This is a genomic window from Thermus tengchongensis (assembly GCF_021462405.1).
Classification (GTDB): domain Bacteria; phylum Deinococcota; class Deinococci; order Deinococcales; family Thermaceae; genus Thermus; species Thermus tengchongensis.
Window position 1 is genome coordinate 95711 of the sequence record NZ_JAKEDU010000005.1, and the last position, 17617, is coordinate 113327.

Genomic DNA, 17617 nt, shown 5'->3' on the forward strand with positions numbered 1-17617 from the left:
GAGAAAGTGAGTATCCTGGGGGGTATGGAACCCCCCCTGATCCTGATCGTGGAGGACGAGAAGGACATCGCCCGCTTCATCGAGCTGGAACTGCAGGCGGAGGGCTACCGCACCGAGGTGGCCCACGACGGCATCACCGGGCTTTCCCGCTTCCGGGAGGTGAACCCCAACCTGGTGATCCTGGACCTGATGCTCCCCGTCATGGACGGGATCGAGGTGGCGAAGCGCATCCGCAAGACCTCCAACGTGCCCATCCTGATCCTCACCGCCAAGGACCGCATCGAGGACAAGGTGGAGGGCCTGGACGCGGGGGCGGACGACTACCTGGTGAAGCCCTTCTCCATAGAGGAGCTCCTGGCCCGGGTGCGGGCCCACCTGCGCCGGGTGAGCCCGGCCATCACCGGGGAGATCCGGGTGGCGGACCTCATCATCAACCTCGAGGGCCGGGAGGTCTTCCGCTCTGGGCGGCGCATCGAGCTTTCCAACAAGGAGTTTGAGCTCCTGGAGCTCCTGGCCAAGAACCCGGGCAAGGTCTTCAGCCGCTACGAGATCGAGGAGAAGGTCTGGCCCGGCTACCAGGGCGGGAGCAACGTGGTGGACGTGTACATCGGCTACCTGCGCAAGAAGCTGGAGGCCGCGGGGGAAAGGCGCCTCATCCACACGGTGCGGGGGGTGGGCTACGTGCTCCGGGAGGACTAAGCCCCCTCCATGACCCTGCGCACCCGCATCACCCTCCTCACCGCAGGCCTCCTCCTCGCCACCCTGCTGGTTTTGGGGCTGGCCCTCGAGGGCCTTCTCCGAAGCTTCCTCTACCGCAACCTGCGCCTGGAGCTTCTGGAGGCCAGCAACCAGGTGGTGCGCCTCCTCAACCTGGGAGGGCAGGCCCTCCTGGAAGCCGGGCTTCCCGCAGGCCTCTACGCCGAGCTCCAGCTCCTCCCCGAGGAAGACCCGGCCCTTTTGGCCAGGGAGGGGGGCATCAGCCTGCAGAAAAGCCCGGCCCTGGGGAGCCAGCGCCTCCTCCTGAAGGAGGCCGACTACCGCGCCCTCCTGAAGCAGGGAGAGGTCTGGGCCCACGCCGAGCTTCCCCGGGAAGGCCCGCCCCTGCGCCTTCTGGTCTACGCCCGCCGGGTGGAGGTGAACCTCTCGGGCACCACGTGGAAGGGGCTCCTCCTGGTGGGGCGCCCGGAAGACAGCCTGGAAAGCACCCTGGCCCAGTTTGCCCGCATCTACGCGGGCACGGCCCTCCTGGTCCTTCTCCTCTCCATCCTCCTGGCCCGGAACCTGGTGGCCCGGGCCCTGGAGCCCTTGGAATGGGTGGCAAGGCGGGCCGAGGCCATCTCCGAACGTCCCGAAGCCTTGCCCGAGCCAGAGGGGAAGGACGAGGTGGCGGCTTTGGTACGGGCCTTAAACGGCATGCTCTCCCGCATGCAAAAGGCCTTTGAAGCCCAAACCCGCTTCCTTCAGGACGCCTCCCACGAGCTCCGCACCCCCCTCACCGCCATCCTGGGGCACGTGGGCTACCTCCTGCGCCGCACCCCCCTCACCCAGGCCCAGCGGGAGAGCCTGGAGGTGGTGAAGCGGGAGGCGGAGCGCATGGGGAAGCTGGTCGCTGACCTCCTGGAGCTCTCCCAGAGCGGCACCTGGCGGGTGGAGCCCGTGCCCGTGAGGGTGTTGGACCTCCTGGAGGAGGTCAGGGAAGAGTTCGCCAAGAGCTTCGAGGGGACGATCGAGGTGGAGGCCCCCCCGGAGCTCTGGGTGCGGGGCGACCCGGACCGGCTCCACCAGGTCCTGGCCAACCTGCTGTCCAACGCCCTCAAGGCCAAGGCCCGGCGCATCCGGCTCAAGGCCTTTGACCTGGGGGAGAAGGTGGTGGTGCGGGTGGAGGACGACGGGGAGGGCATCCCCCAGGAGCACCTCCCCCACCTCTTCGAGCGCTTCTACCGGGTGGACAAGGCCCGGGACCGGGAGCGGGGGGGGTCGGGGCTGGGCCTCGCCATCGTGAAGGCCATCCTCGAGGCCCACGGGGGGGAGATCTGGGTGGAAAGCGAGGTGGGCCAGGGCACGGCCTTCAGCTTCGCTCTCCCTTCAGCCGCGCCACCGCCTCCTCCACGGTGATCTCCCCCCGCCGCAGGGCCTCCAGCACCTCGAGGCGCTCCTCGCCCCTCTCCTCCTCCGCCTCGTAGCCCAGGGCCTTGAGGAGAGCGTCCAGCCGGGCCCGGACCGTGGGGTAGGAAACCCCCAGAATCCGCTCCACCTCCTTCAGGTTCCCCCGAGCCCGCACGAAGAGCCTGAGGAAGTCCAGGTGCTCCTTGGACAACAGGGCGAACTCGTTCAGGGCGAACTGGCCGTGCACCTCGGTGCCGCAACTGGGGCAGAAGAGGACCTTCACCCCCAAAGGGCCTTCGCAGGCCGGGCAGCGCACGGGCATCGTCATGGGTGCACCTCCTTCCACACCCAAAGCCACCCCAAGGCCAGAAGCCCCACCAGCCCCCCCGCCAGCAGGAAGACCTCCCCCAGGTCCAGCCGGGCCAGCAGGGGGGAGGCCAGGGCCAGGCCCAGGGGCTGGGCTCCCAGGGTGAGGGCCTGGGCCAGGCCGGAAACCCGGCCCAGCCTGCCAGGCTCCACCCGCCCCTGGAGGAGGGTCAGGGCCAGGACGTTCAGGAAGGCCGCCGCTCCCCCGGCAAGCCCCAAGGAGGCCAAGGCCCAGGGCAGGCTTTCCACCAGGCCCAGCCCCCCCACCCCCAGGCCCAGGGCCAGGGCGGCCAGGGGGAAGACCCTGGGGGCCACGGGGCGCAGGTTGAGGTAGACCATGCCCCCGAGCTGTCCCAGGAAGAGGGAGCCCCCGAGGAGCCCGTACCCCTCAGGCCCCGCCCCCAGGACCTGGGCCAGGGGGGCCATGAGGGGGCCCACGGGGGCCAGGACCAGGTTGATGAGGAAAGCCGCCAGCACCAAAAAAGCGAGGGGGCGGTCCCCGAGGAGGGTCCCCAGGCCCTCCCGGACCCCTCCCTCCCGCTTCCCCGCCTCCCGGCCCCCCGCCCGGGGGTCGGGCAGCCCCAGGGCGGGGAGGAGGCCCAGGACCAGGAGGGCCGCCCCCAGCAGGAGGGCTCCCGCCACCCCCAAAAACCCTGTGGCCGCCCCCGCGAGGGCGAAGGAGGCCATCACGCTGAAGGCGATCCCCAGGCTCACCGCGGCGTTGGCTTGCTGGTAGGCCTCCCGGGGTACCAGAAGGGGCTGCAGGGCGGCCAGGGCCGGGAGGCGCAGCCCGGTGACCAGGGCGGAAAGCCCCACCAGGAGGTAGACCCCGGGGAGGGGAAGGGCGCGGAGAACCGCCAGGACCAGGAGGAGCTGGAGGAGGACGTCCGCCCCTTGGGAGAGGAGGATCTGCTGCCTTTTGCTCCCCCGGTCGGCCAGAAGCCCCCCCAAGGGGGCCGCCAGGACCAGGCCCAAGGAGGCCACCAGGGCCAGCTGGGCCGGGGCCGCGGGGGAACCGGTGCGCTCCAGGACCCACCAGAGGAGGGGCACCTCGGTGAAGCCGAGGCTCAGGTTGGTGAGGAGGCGGGAGAGGAAAAGCCGCCGGAAGGCGGGAATCCCCAAAGGGTGGCTAGAGGAGAACAAGGCGCACCTCCAGGGCCCCTACCCGCACCTCCACCAGGGGCAGGGGCGGGAGGCCCCTCAGGGCGAAAACCCTCCCCAAGGGCACCCCCAGGGCAGGGCCCCCCCGGAGGAACCTCCGGGTCTTCAGGAGGAAAAGGGCGAGGAATAGGGCCCACTCCAGGGCACAAAGGGGCAGCACCAGGGGCAGGGGCCAGGGGAAAGGCCCCCGCACCACCAGGTAGAGGAACCTCGGGCGCAAGGGGGGAAGCCGCCTCACACCACCTCCACCAAGACCTGCACCGGGTGGCCCTCCTCCTCAGCCTCGATCTCCACCAATTTGCCCTCGGGCACCCCCTCCCGCACCAGGGCCAGGAGGTCCTTAAGGTTCACCCCCCGGCCCGCCAGGGCCAGCTTGGCCTCCTCGGGCAGGAACTTCTCCAGAAGCTCCGCCAGGGCCAAAGGAAGGTTCACGTTCACCCGCACCGGCTTCCCCTTGTCTTGGGCGTGGATGCGCACGCGCAAGAGCTTAGCCGCCGGCTTCGTGAGGGGCTTGGGCCCCTCTACTGCTTCCAGGAGGGCCAGGGCCTCCTCCACCCCGATCTCCCCCGCCCTCAGCATCTCCAGCACCCGCCGCTTCTCCTGCATCTCAGGCCTCCAGTTCCAGGTTGCCCATGACCACCCGGGCCGTAAGCTGGGCCCGGCCCTCGCCCAGGAAGCCCCGGAAGCTTCCCGGGCCCGCCACCCGGCGCCAAGGGCCCTCCGCCTCCACCTGCCCCAAGCGCACGTGGGCCTCCAGAAGGAGGTCCGAACCCGGCAGGAAGCGGAGCTCAGCGTTCCCCGCCCGGACCGAGAGGCGGTGCCCCCCTTCCCGGAGGAGGAGGCTTGCTTCCAGGTTGCCTCCCACCACCTCCAGGTCTAGCCCCACCAGGGCCTCGCCCTCCAGGTTGGCCCCCAGGGCCCGGCCCTTCAGGGCCACTCGGGAAAGCTCCACGTTGCTCCCCTTGGCCTCCAAGACCACCCACGCCCCCTCCGGCACCCGGAGCGCCCCTTCGCCAAAGGCCACGCGGTACACGTAGCCTTCCCCTTCCCGCAGGAGGGCACCGCCCTCCGCCTCCGGCTCGGCCAAGCCCCCCAGCCCCCGCACCTCCAGGTTAGCCCCCGTGGCCAGGATCCGGATCTGGGGATGGCCCGGGGCTGGGGAGGCCGCAGGCGCCTCCGGCCTTGGCCCCTCCTCGAGGACCGCCAGAAGCTCCAGGGCTTCCTCGGGAGAGAGGACCCCCTCCCGCACCATCTCCAGGATGCGCCGTTTATCCTCCATGCCGGACCTCCTCCATACCCCATCCCGCGGGCTTGGGCTCCAGCCATTCGGCCAAGAGGCGGAGCCAACTGGCGAGCCGCCTCCGCCAAGGGGTTCTAAGGGGCCGAAGAAGCCGCTCCCGTTCGGCTTCCGCAAGGAGCTCCCGGTGCCGCTCCTTGGCCGCCTCCAGGTCCAGCCCAAACCCGCCCATGCCTCACCTCCTTACCTCAGAGTGTAAGGCATGGCTTTATAATCTGTCAAGTTTAGTCTGACAAATCTACAAACCCAACCTCGAGGGGTGCCGAGAGCCCAGGAAGGGCGCCCCCAAAAAGGCGAAGAGGAGGAGGGCGTAGGCCAGGAGGAGAAGCCCCATGCGCGGGTAGCCCCGAAGCCTTTCCTCCAAGAGGAAATAGGCGGTGAGGAGGAGCCAGGCCAGGAGAACGGAGACCTCCTTGGGGTCCAGGGCCAGGGGGCTGCCGAAGTAGCCCCAGGCCCAGGCCATGCCGCTTCCCAGGCCCAAGGTGGTGGCCAAGTAGCCCACCTTGAGGTAGCCCTGCTCCAGGCGGCGCAGGCTCCAAAGGGGGGCGGAAAGCAGGGCCTTTTCCGGAGCAGCCCGGAGGCGCAGGTCCTGCAGGGCGCACATCACCCCCGCCCCCACCCCCACCGCCAGGGCCAGGTAGGCCACCAGGAAGGCCCCCGCGTGGACCAGGGTGAGGAGGGGGGGGAGCTCCCCCCCGGGGTGGGGGAGGGCCTTAAGGGCGAAGAGGCCCAGGAGGAGGGCCAGGAGGACCAAGTAGCGGCGCAGGGGGGCAAGCCTTGGCCGGAGGAGGAGGGTCTCCCCCCGCAGGGCCAGAAGCCCCCCCAGGACCAGGGCGGGCTGGGCCGGCCCAGCGAAGAACCCCTTGGCGAGGGCATCGGCCAGGGCGGCCCCCAGGTAGAAAGCGGCCCCCAGGGCCAGGCCTCGAGGCCAGAAAAGCCCCAGGGCCAGGAGGAGCACCCCCCCTAGGGCCAGGAGGGCGGGGAGGGTCATGGCCGCGGGCGGAAGGCCAGGAGGGGGCAGTCCTCGGGGCAGGGGGGGCCTTGGAGGAAGGCCTTGGTCCGGGTTTTAAGGGAAAGGATCCAGGGATGGGCCCGGCGGCCCGCCTCCTTGTGCCGGGTAAGGGGGTCGGCCTGGGGGAGGTCGCGGGCCACCTCCCGGTGCGCCCAGCCCTTCAGGGCCCGGATGGCCTCCCGCACCCGGTGGCCCGCGTACCACTCCAGGTAGTCCCCCAGGGCCCCCTCGATGAGGGCCTCCACCTTGGGCACCTCGCCCTGGCGGGCCTTTAGGTTCCTCTCCACCACCCTTTCCAGGTCATCCAGGTTGTAGAGGTAGGCGTAGGGGAGCCTGCCCACCCCAGGGTGAATGTTCCGGGGTAGGGCGATGTCGATGAGGAAGAGGGGCTTGGCCCTTTTGGGCAAGTCCTCCGGGCGCACCAGGTAGTGGGGCGCGGCGGCGGAGGCCACCACCAAATCCGCCTGGCGCAGGACCTCGGGGAGGGCCGTGAGGGGGTAGGCCTCTCCGCCGAAGCGCTCCGCCAGGGCCTCGGCCCTTTCGGGGGTGCGGTTCACCACCAGGACCCGGCCCACCCCCTGGGCCTTCAGGTGGGTGAGGAAGAGCTCGGCCATCTCCCCCGCCCCCAAAACGGCCACCACGAGCCCCGTGAGGTCCCCATACACCGCCAGGGCCAGGTCCAAGGCGGCATAGGCCACGCTCACCGCCCCCGCCCCGATGCCCGTCTCGCTCCGGGCCCGCTTGCCGAGGGCGATGGCGGACTGGAAGGCCTTCTCCAAAAGGCTTTCCGTGGCCCCGTGTTCGCGGGCCAAGAAGAGGGCCTCCCGCACCTGGCCCAGGATCTGGGCCTCCCCCATCACCAAGGAGTCCAGGCCCGCCGCCACCCGAAAGAGGTGCCGCAGGACCTCTATTCCCTCCTTCTGGTAAAGGTGGTGGGCCTCCACCCCCCGGGCAAGGAGGAGGGCTTTGGCCTCCTTAGGGCTTCCCACCCCGTAGATTTCCGTGCGGTTGCAGGTGGAAAGCACCACCGCCCTGCCCAGGGTGCGCAGGGCCGCCGGCAGGGCCACCGCTGGGTCCAGGGCCGCCCGCTCCCGCACCTCCACAGGGGCGGTCTTGTGGGAAAGGCCCACCAGGTAAAGGGGTAGGGCCATAGTCTTTCGACAGTATAGGCCACCCGGGTAGGGACAAGAATCCCCTCAGGGGCTAAACCTTAACCAATGCCCTATGAGAACGCCCGAAGTATGGCACGGAAAAGCCCTTCTAGGCCCGGATCCGCCGCCTCCCACACGGCAAAGCCCAGCCGCCTGGCCTCTTTCGCCGTGCTGGGGCCGATGCAGGCCGCCTTGGGCCGCCTTGGGGTCCAGCGGGTGAAGGCCCTCACCCCACTGGGGCTAAAGAAGGCCACCACCTCCGCCCGCTCCAGAAGGGCTACCTCTTCCGGGGCCAGGGCCCGCTCCCGGGTGGCGTAGACCTCGAGGCGCTCCACCGGGATGCCCCGCCTGCGGAGCCCCACCTCCAGGTCCCGCCCCGCCAGATCCCCAGCCACAAAGAGCACCCTCTCCGCCTCCGGGAAGGCTTCCGCCAAGTCCTTGGCCGTGGCCCTTCCCGGGACAAAGGCCGGGGGGAGCCCCCCTGCCCGCAGGACCTCCCCTGTCCCCTCCCCCACCGCCGCCACCTTAAGGGGGGGCCTTCCCGCCCTTTCCCAGGCCCAAAGGAGCCTCCTAGCCCCCTCCTTGGAGGTGACCGCCACCCAGTCCGCCTGGAGGAGCTTTCCGGGAAGGGCCTCGAGGCCCGGCAGGTCCACCTGCTCCAACAAGGCCACCTCCGCCGCCTCTATGCCCGAGGCGGCGAGCCTTTCCACAAGCGCCCTATCCTTCCCCCGCGTGAGGAGCACCACGGCCCTTGAGCACCTTGTGGAAGAGTTTCATGGCGGCCAAGGCCCGGGGGAAGCCCAGGAAGAGGGCGGACTGCAGGATGGCCTCCCGCACCTCCTCCTCGGTGGCCCCCACCCGCAAGGCCCCCTCCAGGTGGGTGGCCAACTCCTTGGGGCTACCCAGGGCGATCAGGGCGGTGATGGCCAGGAGTTCCCGGGTTTTGAGGTCCAGCCCTGGCCGGGCCAGGACCTCCTCGTAGGCGAAGTCCCGGATGTAGCGGAAGAGGTCCTCGTCCACCTCCCGCAAGGACCTCTCTATGGCCTCCTCCTTCTCCCCCCAGATGGCCCGCCGCACGCTCATGGCAGGTAGTCTAGCACCGCTTCCAGGCGGTGGAGGGCCTCCGGGTTCTCCCCCGAGGGGTCGAAGAGCAGGGGCCTGACCCCAGCCCCCCGGGCCCCCAGGAGGTCCGCCTCCGAGTCCCCCACGTGCACCGCCTCCTCCGGGGCCACCCCCAAGGCCGAAAGGGCCTCCTGGAAGAGCCTGGGGTCGGGCTTGGCCACCCCGGAAAGGGCGCTCACCGAAAGGTGCTGGAAGTAAGGTCTTAAGCCCACCACCTCCAGGATCTCAGGCAGGGTGGCATCCCAGTTGGAAACCACCGCCAGGGGGTAGCCCCGTTCCCTCAGGGCCCGCAGGGTGGCCTCGGCCCCCGGGGCCAGGGGCCAGATCCGGGGGTCGCGCCAGCGGGCGATGAGCTCTGCGCTCAGGGCCTCGGCGTGGGCCTCGAGGCCCATCCCCACCAGGAGCCGGCGGTGGAACTCCCGCCAAAGCCCGAGGGCCGTTTCCAGGTCGCGGGCCTCCAGGTGGTGCGCCTCGTAAAAGCGGAAGGCCTCCAGGGCGGCCGCCCGGGGATCCCTGGTGGGCCTGAGCCCCCGTTCCTGCAGGAGGGGGAAGAGCCAGTAGCGGGGACTTGCCAGGATCAGGGTGTTGCCCACGTCAAAGAGCACCGCCCGGGTCATGAACCCAGTGTATACCCTGGCTTCTCTAACGGGTGTCTAACCTCAACCTGCTATGGTTTTTATAGCAAAAGGAGGTGGTAAGGCATGCGATGGCTTGTATGGACCCTGGTATTGCTGGTTCCCAGCCTGGCCCAAAGCTTTGAGGTGGTTTCCGGGGAAGCCCGCTACCGGGTGCGGGAACAGCTGGTCCAGATCGGCATCACGGACGCCGTGGGCACCACCCAGGCGGTAAAAGGGCAGGTGGCCCTCCAGGGCACCAGGGCCACGGGGGAGTTCGTGGTGGACCTGCGGGAACTCCGCAGCGACCAGCAGCGGCGGGACAACTACCTCAGGCAAAACACCCTGCAGACGGACCGCTTCCCCACCGCCACCTTCCGGCCCAAGGCGGTGGAGGGCCTGCCCAACCCCCTGCCCCAAAGGGGCAGGTTCCCCGTGCGGGTGGTGGGGGACCTCACCATCCGGGACGTGACTCAGGAGGTGGTGTGGGAAGGGGAGGCGGAGTTTTCGGGGGAAGAGGTGAAGGTTCGGCTTAGGACCGAGTTCCCCTTTGAACGGTTCCAGCTCACCCAGCCCCGGGTGCCCATCCTCCTCAGCGTGGAGAACCGCATCCGGCTGGAGGTGGACCTCAGCTTGAGGCGAAAATGAAACGGCGCACCCTGTTAGGGCTTCTCCTCTCCTTCCCCCTGGCCCAGGCCCAGTGCCCGCCCACCCCGGCCCTCACGGAAGGGCCCTACTACCTTAGGGAAGTACCCCGGCGGAGGGACCTGAGGGAAGGGCTCCCCGGGATCCCCCTTCGGCTTACCCTCCGGGTGCAGGACCGCGCCTGCCGGCCCCTTGGGGGCGTGCGGGTGGACCTCTGGCACACGGACGCCCTGGGCCGCTACTCGGGGGTAAACGCCCCCGGGGTCTTCTGCCGGGGCTGGCAGCCCACGGACAACCAGGGCCAGGTGGAGTTCCTCACCCTCTTCCCCGGCTGGTACCCAAGCCGCACCCCCCACCTACACCTCAGGGTGGAAGCAGGAGGCCGAAGCTTCGCCACCCAGCTTTTCTTCCCCGAGGAAGTCCAGCGCCAGGTCTACGCCCAACCCCCTTACGCGGAAAGGGGAATGCCCCGCATCGGCAACCGCCAGGACGGGATTTTTCGCGCGGACCTGCTCCTTAACCTAAGGCCGGAAGGGGAAGGCTACCGGGCGGACTTCGCCCTCACCCTGCCCTTCTAGTACCCTTAGGGCATGGTGCCCCGCTACCAGACCCAGGAAATGGCCCGGCTGTGGTCGGAGGAAAGCCGCTACCGCACCTGGGCCCTGGTGGAGGCCTACGCCCTCGAGGCCTGGGAGGCCCTGGGCCAGGTGCCTAAGGGCCTGGCAGCCAGGCTCCTAAAGCGGCTTGAGGAAAAGCCCCTGGACGAAGGCTTTGCCCAGCGGGTGGCGGAGCTGGAGGAGATCACCCGCCACGACCTCGTGGCCTTCACCCGGGCCCTGGTGGAGTGGACGGGAGACGAGGAGGTGGGGCGGTACCTGCACCTGGGCCTCACCAGCTCCGACGTGGTGGACACCGCCCAAAACGCCCTCCTGGTGCAGGCCCTGGACCTGATCCTGGAGGAGCTTAGGGGGGTGCAGGAGGAGCTCAAGCGCCTGGCCCTCCGCTACCGCCGCACCCCCGCCATCGCCCGCACCCACGGGGTCCACGCCGAACCCACCAGTTTCGGCCTCCGCTTCCTGAGCTTTTACGCCGCCTTCGGGAGGGACGAGGAAAGGCTAAGGCGGGCCCAGGAAACCATCGGGGTGGCCATGCTCTCGGGCTCCGTGGGGAACTACGCCCACGTGCCCCCAGAGGTGGAGGCCCACGTGGCGAGGCGGCTCGGCCTAAGGCCCGAACCCCTTTCCACCCAGGTGGTGCCTAGGGACCGGCACGGGGAGGTGCTGGCCGCCCTGGCCCTCCTGGGAAGCAACCTGGAAAGGGTGGCGGTGGAACTAAGGCACCTGCAGCGCACCGAGGTGCTGGAGGTGCAAGAGCCCTTTCGCGAAGGGCAGACGGGAAGCTCCTCCATGCCCCACAAGAAAAACCCCGTGGGCCTGGAAAACCTCACGGGGATGGCCAGGCTTCTCCGGGGCTACCTGGGGCCCGCCCTGGAAAACATCGCCCTCTGGCACGAGCGGGACATCTCCCACTCCTCCGTGGAGCGCGTCGTCCTCCCCGACGCCACCACCGCAGCCCACTACGCCCTGAGGCGGCTTAGGGGCATCCTGGCGGGCCTGGTGGTCTTTGAGGAAAACCTCAAGCGCAACCTGGACCTCACCCGCGGCCTCATCTACTCCCAGCAGGTGCTGAACGCCCTCATTCAGAAGGGCCTTCCCCGGGATAAGGCCTACGCCATCGTGCAACGCAACGCGCTACGGAGCTGGGAGGAGGGCCGGGATTTCCGGGCGTTCCTGGAAGAAGACCCAGAAAACCCCTTGAAGGGGGAGGCCCTGAAAGCCCTCTTTGACCCGGAACCCTTCCTCAGGCACGTGGACGCCATCTACGCCCGCTTTGGCCTTTAGGGGTCTACCACAAGGCCAGCTGAAGGCTGCGACGGCCGCTTTGCCCTCCTGTGGGACTCACCCAAAGCCTCCCTTCCGGCGAAAGCTCCAGTTGATAGCCGGGATTGCGCTCCGAGAGGAGCCAAAGCTCCCTTTCCCCGATGGGGCGTAGAAGGTCCAGGGACAAGGGCATGCCTTCAGTGTAGCCCCTCCTGGGCTAAAATAGAGGCCAGACGGGACCCGAGTCCCTAAGGAGGCGCATGGAAAAGCTCTACGAGGGCAAGGCCAAGATCCTCTACCCCGAGGGGAAGGACACCTTACGGGTCTACTTCAAGGACGAGGCCACCGCCTTCAACGCCCAGAAGCGGGGCCTCATCCCGGGCAAGGGGGTGGTGAACAACAGGGTTTCCGCCGTCCTCTTCCGCTACCTGGAGGGCCACGGGGTGAAGACCCACTTCCTGGAGGAGCTTTCCGAGCGGGAGATGCGGGTCCTAAGGGTGGAGATCCTCCCCCTCGAGGTCATCCTCCGCTTCCGGGCGGCGGGGAGCTTCGCCAAGCGCTACGGGGTGCAGGAGGGCATCCCCTTGAAGAACCCCCTGGTGGAGTTCTCCCTCAAAAGCGACGCCCTGGGCGATCCCTTGATCTGCCCGGAGGCCATTTTGGCCCTGGGCCTGGCGGAGGAGGAGGAGCTCGCCCAGGTGAAGGCCACCACCCTGAGGGTGGGGGAGCTCCTTCGGGCCTTCTTCGCCCCAAGGGGCCTGGACCTCATCGACTTCAAGCTGGAGTTCGGCAAAAGGAATGGGGAGATTCTCCTCGCCGACGAGATCTCCCCCGACACCATGCGCCTTTGGGACCAGAAGACGGGGGAACCCATGGACAAAGACCGCTTCCGCAAGGACCTGGGGGGCGTGGAGGAGGCTTACCAGGAGGTGCTCAGGCGCGTTCTTTCCGAACCCGAAAAGGTCTAGCCATGCCGAGATACCAAGCCACCTTGCTCATCGAGCTGAAAGAGGGCATCCTGGACCCGCAAGGCCGGGCGGTGGAGGGCGTCCTAAAGGGCCTCGGCCACCCGGTGGAAGAGGTGCGGGTAGGAAAGGTCCTGGAGGTGGTCTTCCAGGCGGAGAACCTCCTGCAGGCCGAGGAAAAAGCCAAGGCCATGGGGAAGCTCCTCGCCAACCCGGTGATGGAGGTCTATACCCTGGAGGCCTTAAAGGAACTCTCATGAAGTGGGCCATTGTCCGCTTCCCCGGCTCCAACTGCGACGAGGACGCCCGCTTCGCCCTCACCAAGGCGGGCCTCAGGGCGGAGTACGTGTGGCACACGGAAACAAGCCTAAAGGGCTTTGACGGGGTCTTCCTCCCCGGGGGCTTCAGCTACGGGGACTACCTCAGGGCCGGGGCCTTGGCCGCCAAGAGCCCGGTGATGGCGGAGGTGGCCCGCTTCGCCCGGGAGGGGAGGCCGGTCATCGGGGTGTGCAACGGCTTCCAGGTCCTCACCGAGGCCGGGCTTTTGCCGGGGGCGTTGCTGGCCAACCTGAACCTGCACTTCACCTGCAAGGAGGTGGGGGTGCGGGTGGAGCGCACCGACCTCCCCTTCACCCGGCGTTATGGGAAGGGGCAGGTCCTGCGCCTGCCCATCGCCCACGCCGAAGGGCGCTACTACGCGGACCCCGAAACCCTGGAAAGGCTGGAAGGGGAAGGCCAGGTGGTCTTCCGCTACGCCCCCCTAAGGGGTGAAGGGGACTACAACCCCAACGGGAGCCTGAACGACATCGCCGGCATCGTGAACGAGAAGGGCAACGTCCTGGGCATGATGCCCCACCCCGAGCGGGCGGTGGACGAGGTCCTGGGCGGCACCGACGGACTGCCCCTCTTTCTGGGGCTTGTGGAGGAGGTAGCGCGATGAAACCCAAGGCCATCACCTTTGACTTCTGGGGCACCCTCTTCACCGAGGGGGAAGCGTTTTTGGAAAGGGTCATGCCCGCCCGGTACGAAATCCTCCTGGACGCCCTCTCCGAAGCGGGGCACCCCGCGGAGGAGCACGAGGTGCGGGAGGCCTACCGCCAGGCCACCCTGGCCTTTGAGGAGGCTTGGAAGGCGGGGGAGCACATGAGCGTCTACGACCGGGTGGCCCGCATCTTCGCCCTCCTGGGAGCCCCCCACGACCCCGGGCTCATCGCCCTTACCGCCAGGAAGCTGGAGGAAAGCTCCCTCCTGGCCGACCTCAAACCCCTCCCTGGGGTAAGGGTGCTGAAGGAACTGGCCAAGAAGTACCCCCTGGGCCTGGTCTCCGACACCGGCATGACCCCGGGCCGCCTCCTACGGGAGCACCTGAGGCGGCAGGGCCTGGACGTGTTCCAAGCCTACAGCTTCTCCGACGAGACGGGGTTCGTGAAGCCCAAGCCCGAGGCCTTCAGGGCGGCTCTCGAGGCCCTGGGGGTGGCCCCGGAGGAGGCCCTGCACGTGGGCGACCTGCCCCAGACGGACATCCGGGGGGCTTTCGCCACGGGCTACCCCTGGGCGGTGCAGTACGTGGGCCACCGGGAGGTGAACGGGGAGGTGAAGCCCACGGCCAAGGTGCGGGACCACCGCGAGCTCCTACCCCTTCTGGAGTGATGGAAGCCTTCGCCAAGGAAATCGGCATCCCCGAGGAGGAGTACCGGGAGATCCAAAAGCGGCTCGGGCGGGAGCCCAACCGGGTGGAGCTCTTCCTCTTCAAGGTGATGTGGAGCGAGCACTGCGCCTACAAGAACTCCCGCCCCCTCCTGAAGGAGCTCCCCAAGGAGGGGGAGGCGGTCCTCCAGGGGCCCGGGGAGAACGCGGGCGTGGTGCGCCTCGGGGAGGGGTGGGCGGTGGCCTTCAAGATCGAGAGCCACAACCACCCCTCGGCGGTGGAGCCCTTCCAGGGGGCGGCCACCGGGGTGGGGGGGATCCTCCGGGACATCATGAGCATGGGGGCCCGTCCCATCGCCCTCCTGGACTCCCTGCGCTTTGGCCCCCCGGAGGAGGCCCGTAGCCGCTACCTCCTCAAGGGGGTGGTCTCCGGCATCGCCCACTACGGCAACGCCATCGGGGTGCCCACGGTGGGCGGGGACCTCTACTTCCACGAGGGCTACCGGGAAAACCCCCTGGTGAACGCCATGTGCATTGGCCTTCTCCGGGAGGAGCACCTGAGGCGGAGCCGGGCCTCCCTGGGGCGGCCCATCTACTACGCCGGGGCCAAGACCGGGCGGGACGGGATCGGGGGGGCGGCCTTCGCCAGCCGGGAGCTCGCCGAGGACAAGGAGGAGGACCGCCCGGCGGTGCAGGTGGGGGACCCCTTCCTGGGGAAGCTCCTCATGGAGGCTACCCTCGAGGCCATCGAGCGGGACCTGGTGGAGGGCGTGCAGGACATGGGGGCAGCGGGGCTCACCAGTAGCCTCTCGGAGCTCGCCCACAAGTCGGGCCTGGGGGTGGAGCTCCACCTGGACCAGGTCCCCACCCGGGAGGCAGGGATGGGGCCCATCGAGCTCCTCCTCTCGGAAAGCCAGGAGCGCATGGTCCTGGTGCCCAAGGAGGGGAAGGAGAAGGAGCTGGAGGCGGTCTTCCAGCGCTGGGGCCTGGACTGCGTGCCCGTGGCCAAGACCATCCCCGAGAGGGTCTTCCGCGTCCTCTTCCGGGGGGAGGTGGTGGCCGAGGTGCCCACGGAGGCCCTGGCGGAAGCCCCCACCTACGTGCGGGTGGGGCGGGAGGACCCGGAGATCAGGAGGCTTCGGGAAACCCCCCTGCCCCCCCTGGAGGCCGACCCCCAGGAGGTCCTCCCCAGGCTCCTGGCCTCCCCCAACCTCGCCAGCCGGGAGGCGGTCTACGAGCGCTACGACCACCAGGTGGGCACCCGCACCGCTCTGGTCCCAGGCAAGGGGGACGCGGCGGTCTTGTGGGTGAAGGGCACAAACCTGGGCATCGCCGCCAAGGTGGACCACAACCCCCGCTACAGCCGCCTCCACCCCCGGCTTGGGGCCATGCACGCCCTGGCGGAGGCCTGCCGCAACGTGAGCGTGGTGGGGGGGAGGCCTCTCGCCTACACCGACGGCCTCAACCTGGGAAGCCCAGAAACCCCGGAGGGCTATTTTGAGCTCCAGGAGACCATCGCCGGCCTCCGGGAGGCGAGCGAGGCCCTGGGGGTGCCGGTGGTCTCCGGGAACGTCTCCCTCTACAACGAAAGCGGCGGGCGGCGCATCCCCCCCACGGCCATGGTGGGGGTGGTGGGGGTCTTGGACATCAGGAAGCGGGCGGAGATGGGCTTTAGGCGCCCTGGGGAAGCCATCGTCCTCATCGGGGAGGAGGCGGGGGAGCTTGGGGGAAGCGAGGTGCTCCACCTCCTCACCGGGCAGGAGCTGGGCCACCCGCCCCCTTTGGACCTGGAGCGGGAGCGCCGGGTGCAGGAGGCCATCCGCGAGCTCATCGCCTTAGGCCTCACCCAGACCGCCCACGACCTGGCAGAGGGGGGCCTCCTGGTGGCCCTGGCGGAGATGACCTTCCCCTACGGCCTGGGGGCCACGGTGGAGGTGCGCCCCCGGGGCCTCGATCAGCCATCAGGCCAGCTTGCCACCCTCTTCGGCGAAGCGCCGAGTCGGATCCTATTCACCGTGGCCAAGGAGAACCTCCAGGAGGCCACCCTCCGCCTGGAGGAGCTCGGCCTCCCCCACCGGGTCCTGGGCGAAACCGGGGGGAATACCCTCACGGTCCTCACCCCAGATGGGGTGCTAGAGTGGGGGGTGCAGGAACTCCTCGCCGCCTGGAAGCGGCCCCTGAGGGAGGTACTGGATGGACAAGCCTAGGGAAGAGTGCGGGGTCTTGGGGCTTTGGAGCGAAGAACCCCTGGACGCGGCGGGGCTACTCCATCTGGGCCTTCTCGCCCTCCAGCACCGGGGGCAGGAGGCAGCAGGAATGGCCGTATCGGACGGGAAGGAGTTTTTGGTGGAGAAGGATCTGGGCCTAGTCAACCAGGTTTTTACGGAGGAGCGCTTAGCCCGCCTGCGCCTGGGGGAAGCCCGGATGGGCCTGGCCCACACCCGCTACTCCACCACCGGCTCCAACCTCCGCTTCAACGCCCAACCCCTCACCGCCCGCACCGCCCACGGGGTTCTGGCCATCGCCCACAACGGCAACTTCACCAACGCCAAGCCCCTCCGGGACCGCCTCCTCCTGGAGGGGGCCACCTTCCAGAGCACCTCGGACACCGAGGTGATGCTCCTCCTCCTCGCCCGCTTGGGCCACCTATCCCTCCCCGAGGCGGCCGCCGAGGCCATGAAGACCCTGGAAGGAGGGTATTCCATCCTCCTCATGGACCGCAGGACCGTGGTGGCCCTCCGGGACCCCCATGGGGTGCGGCCCCTGGCCATCGGGAAGCTCCCAAAAGGCTACGCCTTCGCCTCCGAGCCCCCGGCCCTCGAGCTCATGGGGGCCCGCTACCTCCGGGATGTGCGCCCGGGAGAGGTGGTCTGGGTGGAGGAAGGCGAGCTGAAAAGCCTCCAGGCCCTTCCCCCCAACCCGGCCCCTTGCGCCTTTGAGTGGATCTACTTCGCCAGGCCCGATAGCCTCCTGGACGGGGTGGAGGCCTACGAGGCCCGGGTGCGCATGGGCATGGAGCTCTTCCGGGAGGCCCCGGCAGAGGCCGACATCGTGGTGCCGGTGCCGGACTCGGGCATCGGGGCGGCGGTGGGCTACGCCAAGGCTAGCGGCCTTCCCCTGGAGTACGGCCTTTACAAGAACCCCTATGCGGGCCGCACCTTCATCCAGCCCACCCAGGCGCTAAGGGACCTCAAGACCCGCTTGAAGCTTTCCCCCACCTCGGCGGTGCGGGGCCGGCGGGTGGTGCTCATCGACGACTCCATCGTGCGGGGCACCACCAGCCGCCACATCGTGGCCATGCTGAAGGAAGCAGGGGCCCGGGAAGTCCACTTCCGGGTTTCCAGCCCCCCCATCCGGTTTCCCTGCTACTACGGCATCGACACCGCCGCCCGCAAGGAGCTCATCGCCGCCGAGAAGAGCGTGGAGGAGATCCGGGCCTTCATCGGGGCGGATACCCTGGCCTTCCTCTCGGAGGAAGGAGTCAAACGGGCCATTGGGGGACCCGTGTGCCTGGCCTGCTTTAACGGGCACTACCCGGCCGGGGTGCCCGTGGAGGGGGAAAAACTGGCCTTGGAAATTCTCTAGGCCCTATCCCTAATCCCCACCCTAAGTACCCGCACGCAAAGGTTGCCCCACCGGCCAAAGCCAAAG

The 17617-nt window shown here is 68.9% G+C and carries 23 protein-coding genes; 11 read left to right on the forward strand and 12 right to left on the reverse strand.

Translation table 11 applies throughout. From position 1 onward, the window contains the following. Positions 1-24: 24 nt before the first annotated feature. Complete coding sequence (locus tag L1087_RS07830) at positions 25-699, forward strand: response regulator transcription factor (RefSeq protein ID WP_135259841.1); 675 nt, start codon at positions 25-27, stop codon at positions 697-699. 9 nt (positions 700-708) lie between these two features. Then, positions 709-2115, forward strand: coding sequence for a sensor histidine kinase (locus tag L1087_RS07835; RefSeq protein ID WP_234558386.1), 1407 nt, complete (start codon positions 709-711; stop codon positions 2113-2115). Here the strand turns inward: L1087_RS07835 and L1087_RS07840 are convergent. The 11 genes from L1087_RS07840 to L1087_RS07890 all read right to left on the reverse strand — a co-directional run bounded on the left by L1087_RS07840 (position 2069) and on the right by L1087_RS07890 (position 8832). Continuing rightward, positions 2069-2428 (reverse strand): DUF2089 domain-containing protein, encoded by a 360-nt coding sequence (locus L1087_RS07840; protein ID WP_234558442.1) that lies wholly within the window; start codon positions 2426-2428, stop codon positions 2069-2071. The two genes, L1087_RS07835 and L1087_RS07840, sit on opposite strands and share 47 nt — an antisense overlap. 2 nt (positions 2429-2430) lie before the next feature. Next, positions 2431-3615 carry an MFS transporter gene (locus L1087_RS07845; RefSeq protein WP_234558388.1) on the reverse strand — a complete coding sequence of 395 codons (1185 nt, stop codon included), beginning with the start codon at positions 3613-3615 and terminating at the stop codon, positions 2431-2433. After that, positions 3602-3871, reverse strand: a complete 270-nt coding sequence (locus L1087_RS07850) for a hypothetical protein (RefSeq protein ID WP_234558390.1) — start codon at positions 3869-3871, stop codon at positions 3602-3604. Before L1087_RS07850 ends, L1087_RS07845 begins: the two co-directional genes overlap by 14 nt. After that, positions 3868-4239 (reverse strand): DUF2089 domain-containing protein, encoded by a 372-nt coding sequence (locus L1087_RS07855; RefSeq protein ID WP_234558391.1) that lies wholly within the window; start codon positions 4237-4239, stop codon positions 3868-3870. The genes L1087_RS07850 and L1087_RS07855 overlap by 4 nt, the downstream gene beginning before the upstream one ends. Position 4240: 1 nt before the next feature. Then, the gene (locus tag L1087_RS07860; protein ID WP_234558392.1) at positions 4241-4912 is read right to left on the reverse strand and encodes an SHOCT-like domain-containing protein; all 672 of its coding nucleotides are present in this window, start codon (positions 4910-4912) and stop codon (positions 4241-4243) included. Continuing rightward, a complete protein-coding gene (locus L1087_RS07865) occupies positions 4902-5102 on the reverse strand; it encodes a hypothetical protein (RefSeq protein WP_234558393.1) in 201 nt (66 codons plus the stop codon). Before L1087_RS07865 ends, L1087_RS07860 begins: the two co-directional genes overlap by 11 nt. Before the next feature lie 66 nt (positions 5103-5168). After that, positions 5169-5921, reverse strand: coding sequence for a cytochrome c biogenesis protein CcsA (ccsA, locus tag L1087_RS07870; RefSeq protein ID WP_234558394.1), 753 nt, complete (start codon positions 5919-5921; stop codon positions 5169-5171). Next, positions 5918-7093: a glutamyl-tRNA reductase gene (hemA, locus tag L1087_RS07875; RefSeq protein ID WP_234558395.1), complete on the reverse strand. Its 1176-nt coding sequence runs from the start codon at positions 7091-7093 to the stop codon at positions 5918-5920. Before hemA ends, ccsA begins: the two co-directional genes overlap by 4 nt. Before the next feature lie 71 nt (positions 7094-7164). After that, positions 7165-7839: a uroporphyrinogen-III synthase gene (locus tag L1087_RS07880; RefSeq protein ID WP_234558396.1), complete on the reverse strand. Its 675-nt coding sequence runs from the start codon at positions 7837-7839 to the stop codon at positions 7165-7167. Next, positions 7811-8176 carry a carboxymuconolactone decarboxylase family protein gene (locus L1087_RS07885; protein ID WP_038041348.1) on the reverse strand — a complete coding sequence of 122 codons (366 nt, stop codon included), beginning with the start codon at positions 8174-8176 and terminating at the stop codon, positions 7811-7813. Before L1087_RS07885 ends, L1087_RS07880 begins: the two co-directional genes overlap by 29 nt. After that, the gene (locus L1087_RS07890; protein WP_135259850.1) at positions 8173-8832 is read right to left on the reverse strand and encodes an HAD family hydrolase; all 660 of its coding nucleotides are present in this window, start codon (positions 8830-8832) and stop codon (positions 8173-8175) included. The genes L1087_RS07885 and L1087_RS07890 overlap by 4 nt, the downstream gene beginning before the upstream one ends. Positions 8833-8916: 84 nt before the next feature. Between L1087_RS07890 and L1087_RS07895 the strand changes: the two genes are divergently transcribed. The 3 genes from L1087_RS07895 to purB are packed head-to-tail and all read left to right on the forward strand — an operon-like array spanning position 8917 to position 11375. Beyond that, complete coding sequence (locus L1087_RS07895; RefSeq protein WP_038041345.1) at positions 8917-9477, forward strand: YceI family protein; 561 nt, start codon at positions 8917-8919, stop codon at positions 9475-9477. Further along, on the forward strand, positions 9474-10052 hold the full coding sequence (locus L1087_RS07900; protein ID WP_135259851.1) for an intradiol ring-cleavage dioxygenase: 579 nt from the start codon (positions 9474-9476) through the stop codon (positions 10050-10052). The genes L1087_RS07895 and L1087_RS07900 overlap by 4 nt, the downstream gene beginning before the upstream one ends. A gap of 12 nt (positions 10053-10064) precedes the next feature. Then, a complete protein-coding gene (gene purB, locus L1087_RS07905) occupies positions 10065-11375 on the forward strand; it encodes an adenylosuccinate lyase (RefSeq protein WP_234558398.1) in 1311 nt (436 codons plus the stop codon). A gap of 4 nt (positions 11376-11379) precedes the next feature. Here the strand turns inward: purB and L1087_RS07910 are convergent, their stop codons facing one another. Then, entirely contained in the window at positions 11380-11547 is a 168-nt protein-coding gene (locus L1087_RS07910; RefSeq protein WP_234558399.1) for a hypothetical protein, read from the reverse strand. 67 nt (positions 11548-11614) lie between these two features. Here L1087_RS07910 and purC point away from each other — a divergent pair, with 67 nt between their 5' ends. The 6 genes from purC to purF are packed head-to-tail and all read left to right on the forward strand — an operon-like array spanning position 11615 to position 17551. Next, positions 11615-12322 (forward strand): phosphoribosylaminoimidazolesuccinocarboxamide synthase, encoded by a 708-nt coding sequence (purC, locus tag L1087_RS07915; RefSeq protein WP_234558400.1) that lies wholly within the window; start codon positions 11615-11617, stop codon positions 12320-12322. Positions 12323-12324: 2 nt separating this feature from the next. Further along, on the forward strand, positions 12325-12579 hold the full coding sequence (gene purS / locus L1087_RS07920) for a phosphoribosylformylglycinamidine synthase subunit PurS (protein WP_135259854.1): 255 nt from the start codon (positions 12325-12327) through the stop codon (positions 12577-12579). After that, entirely contained in the window at positions 12576-13259 is a 684-nt protein-coding gene (gene purQ / locus L1087_RS07925; protein ID WP_038047928.1) for a phosphoribosylformylglycinamidine synthase subunit PurQ, read from the forward strand. Before purS ends, purQ begins: the two co-directional genes overlap by 4 nt. Beyond that, entirely contained in the window at positions 13256-13969 is a 714-nt protein-coding gene (locus tag L1087_RS07930) for an HAD family hydrolase (RefSeq protein WP_234558401.1), read from the forward strand. Before purQ ends, L1087_RS07930 begins: the two co-directional genes overlap by 4 nt. After that, positions 13969-16173 carry a phosphoribosylformylglycinamidine synthase subunit PurL gene (purL, locus tag L1087_RS07935; RefSeq protein WP_234558402.1) on the forward strand — a complete coding sequence of 735 codons (2205 nt, stop codon included), beginning with the start codon at positions 13969-13971 and terminating at the stop codon, positions 16171-16173. The genes L1087_RS07930 and purL overlap by 1 nt, the downstream gene beginning before the upstream one ends. After that, a complete protein-coding gene (gene purF / locus L1087_RS07940) occupies positions 16160-17551 on the forward strand; it encodes an amidophosphoribosyltransferase (RefSeq protein ID WP_234558403.1) in 1392 nt (463 codons plus the stop codon). The genes purL and purF overlap by 14 nt, the downstream gene beginning before the upstream one ends. Positions 17552-17617: the final 66 nt, after the last annotated feature.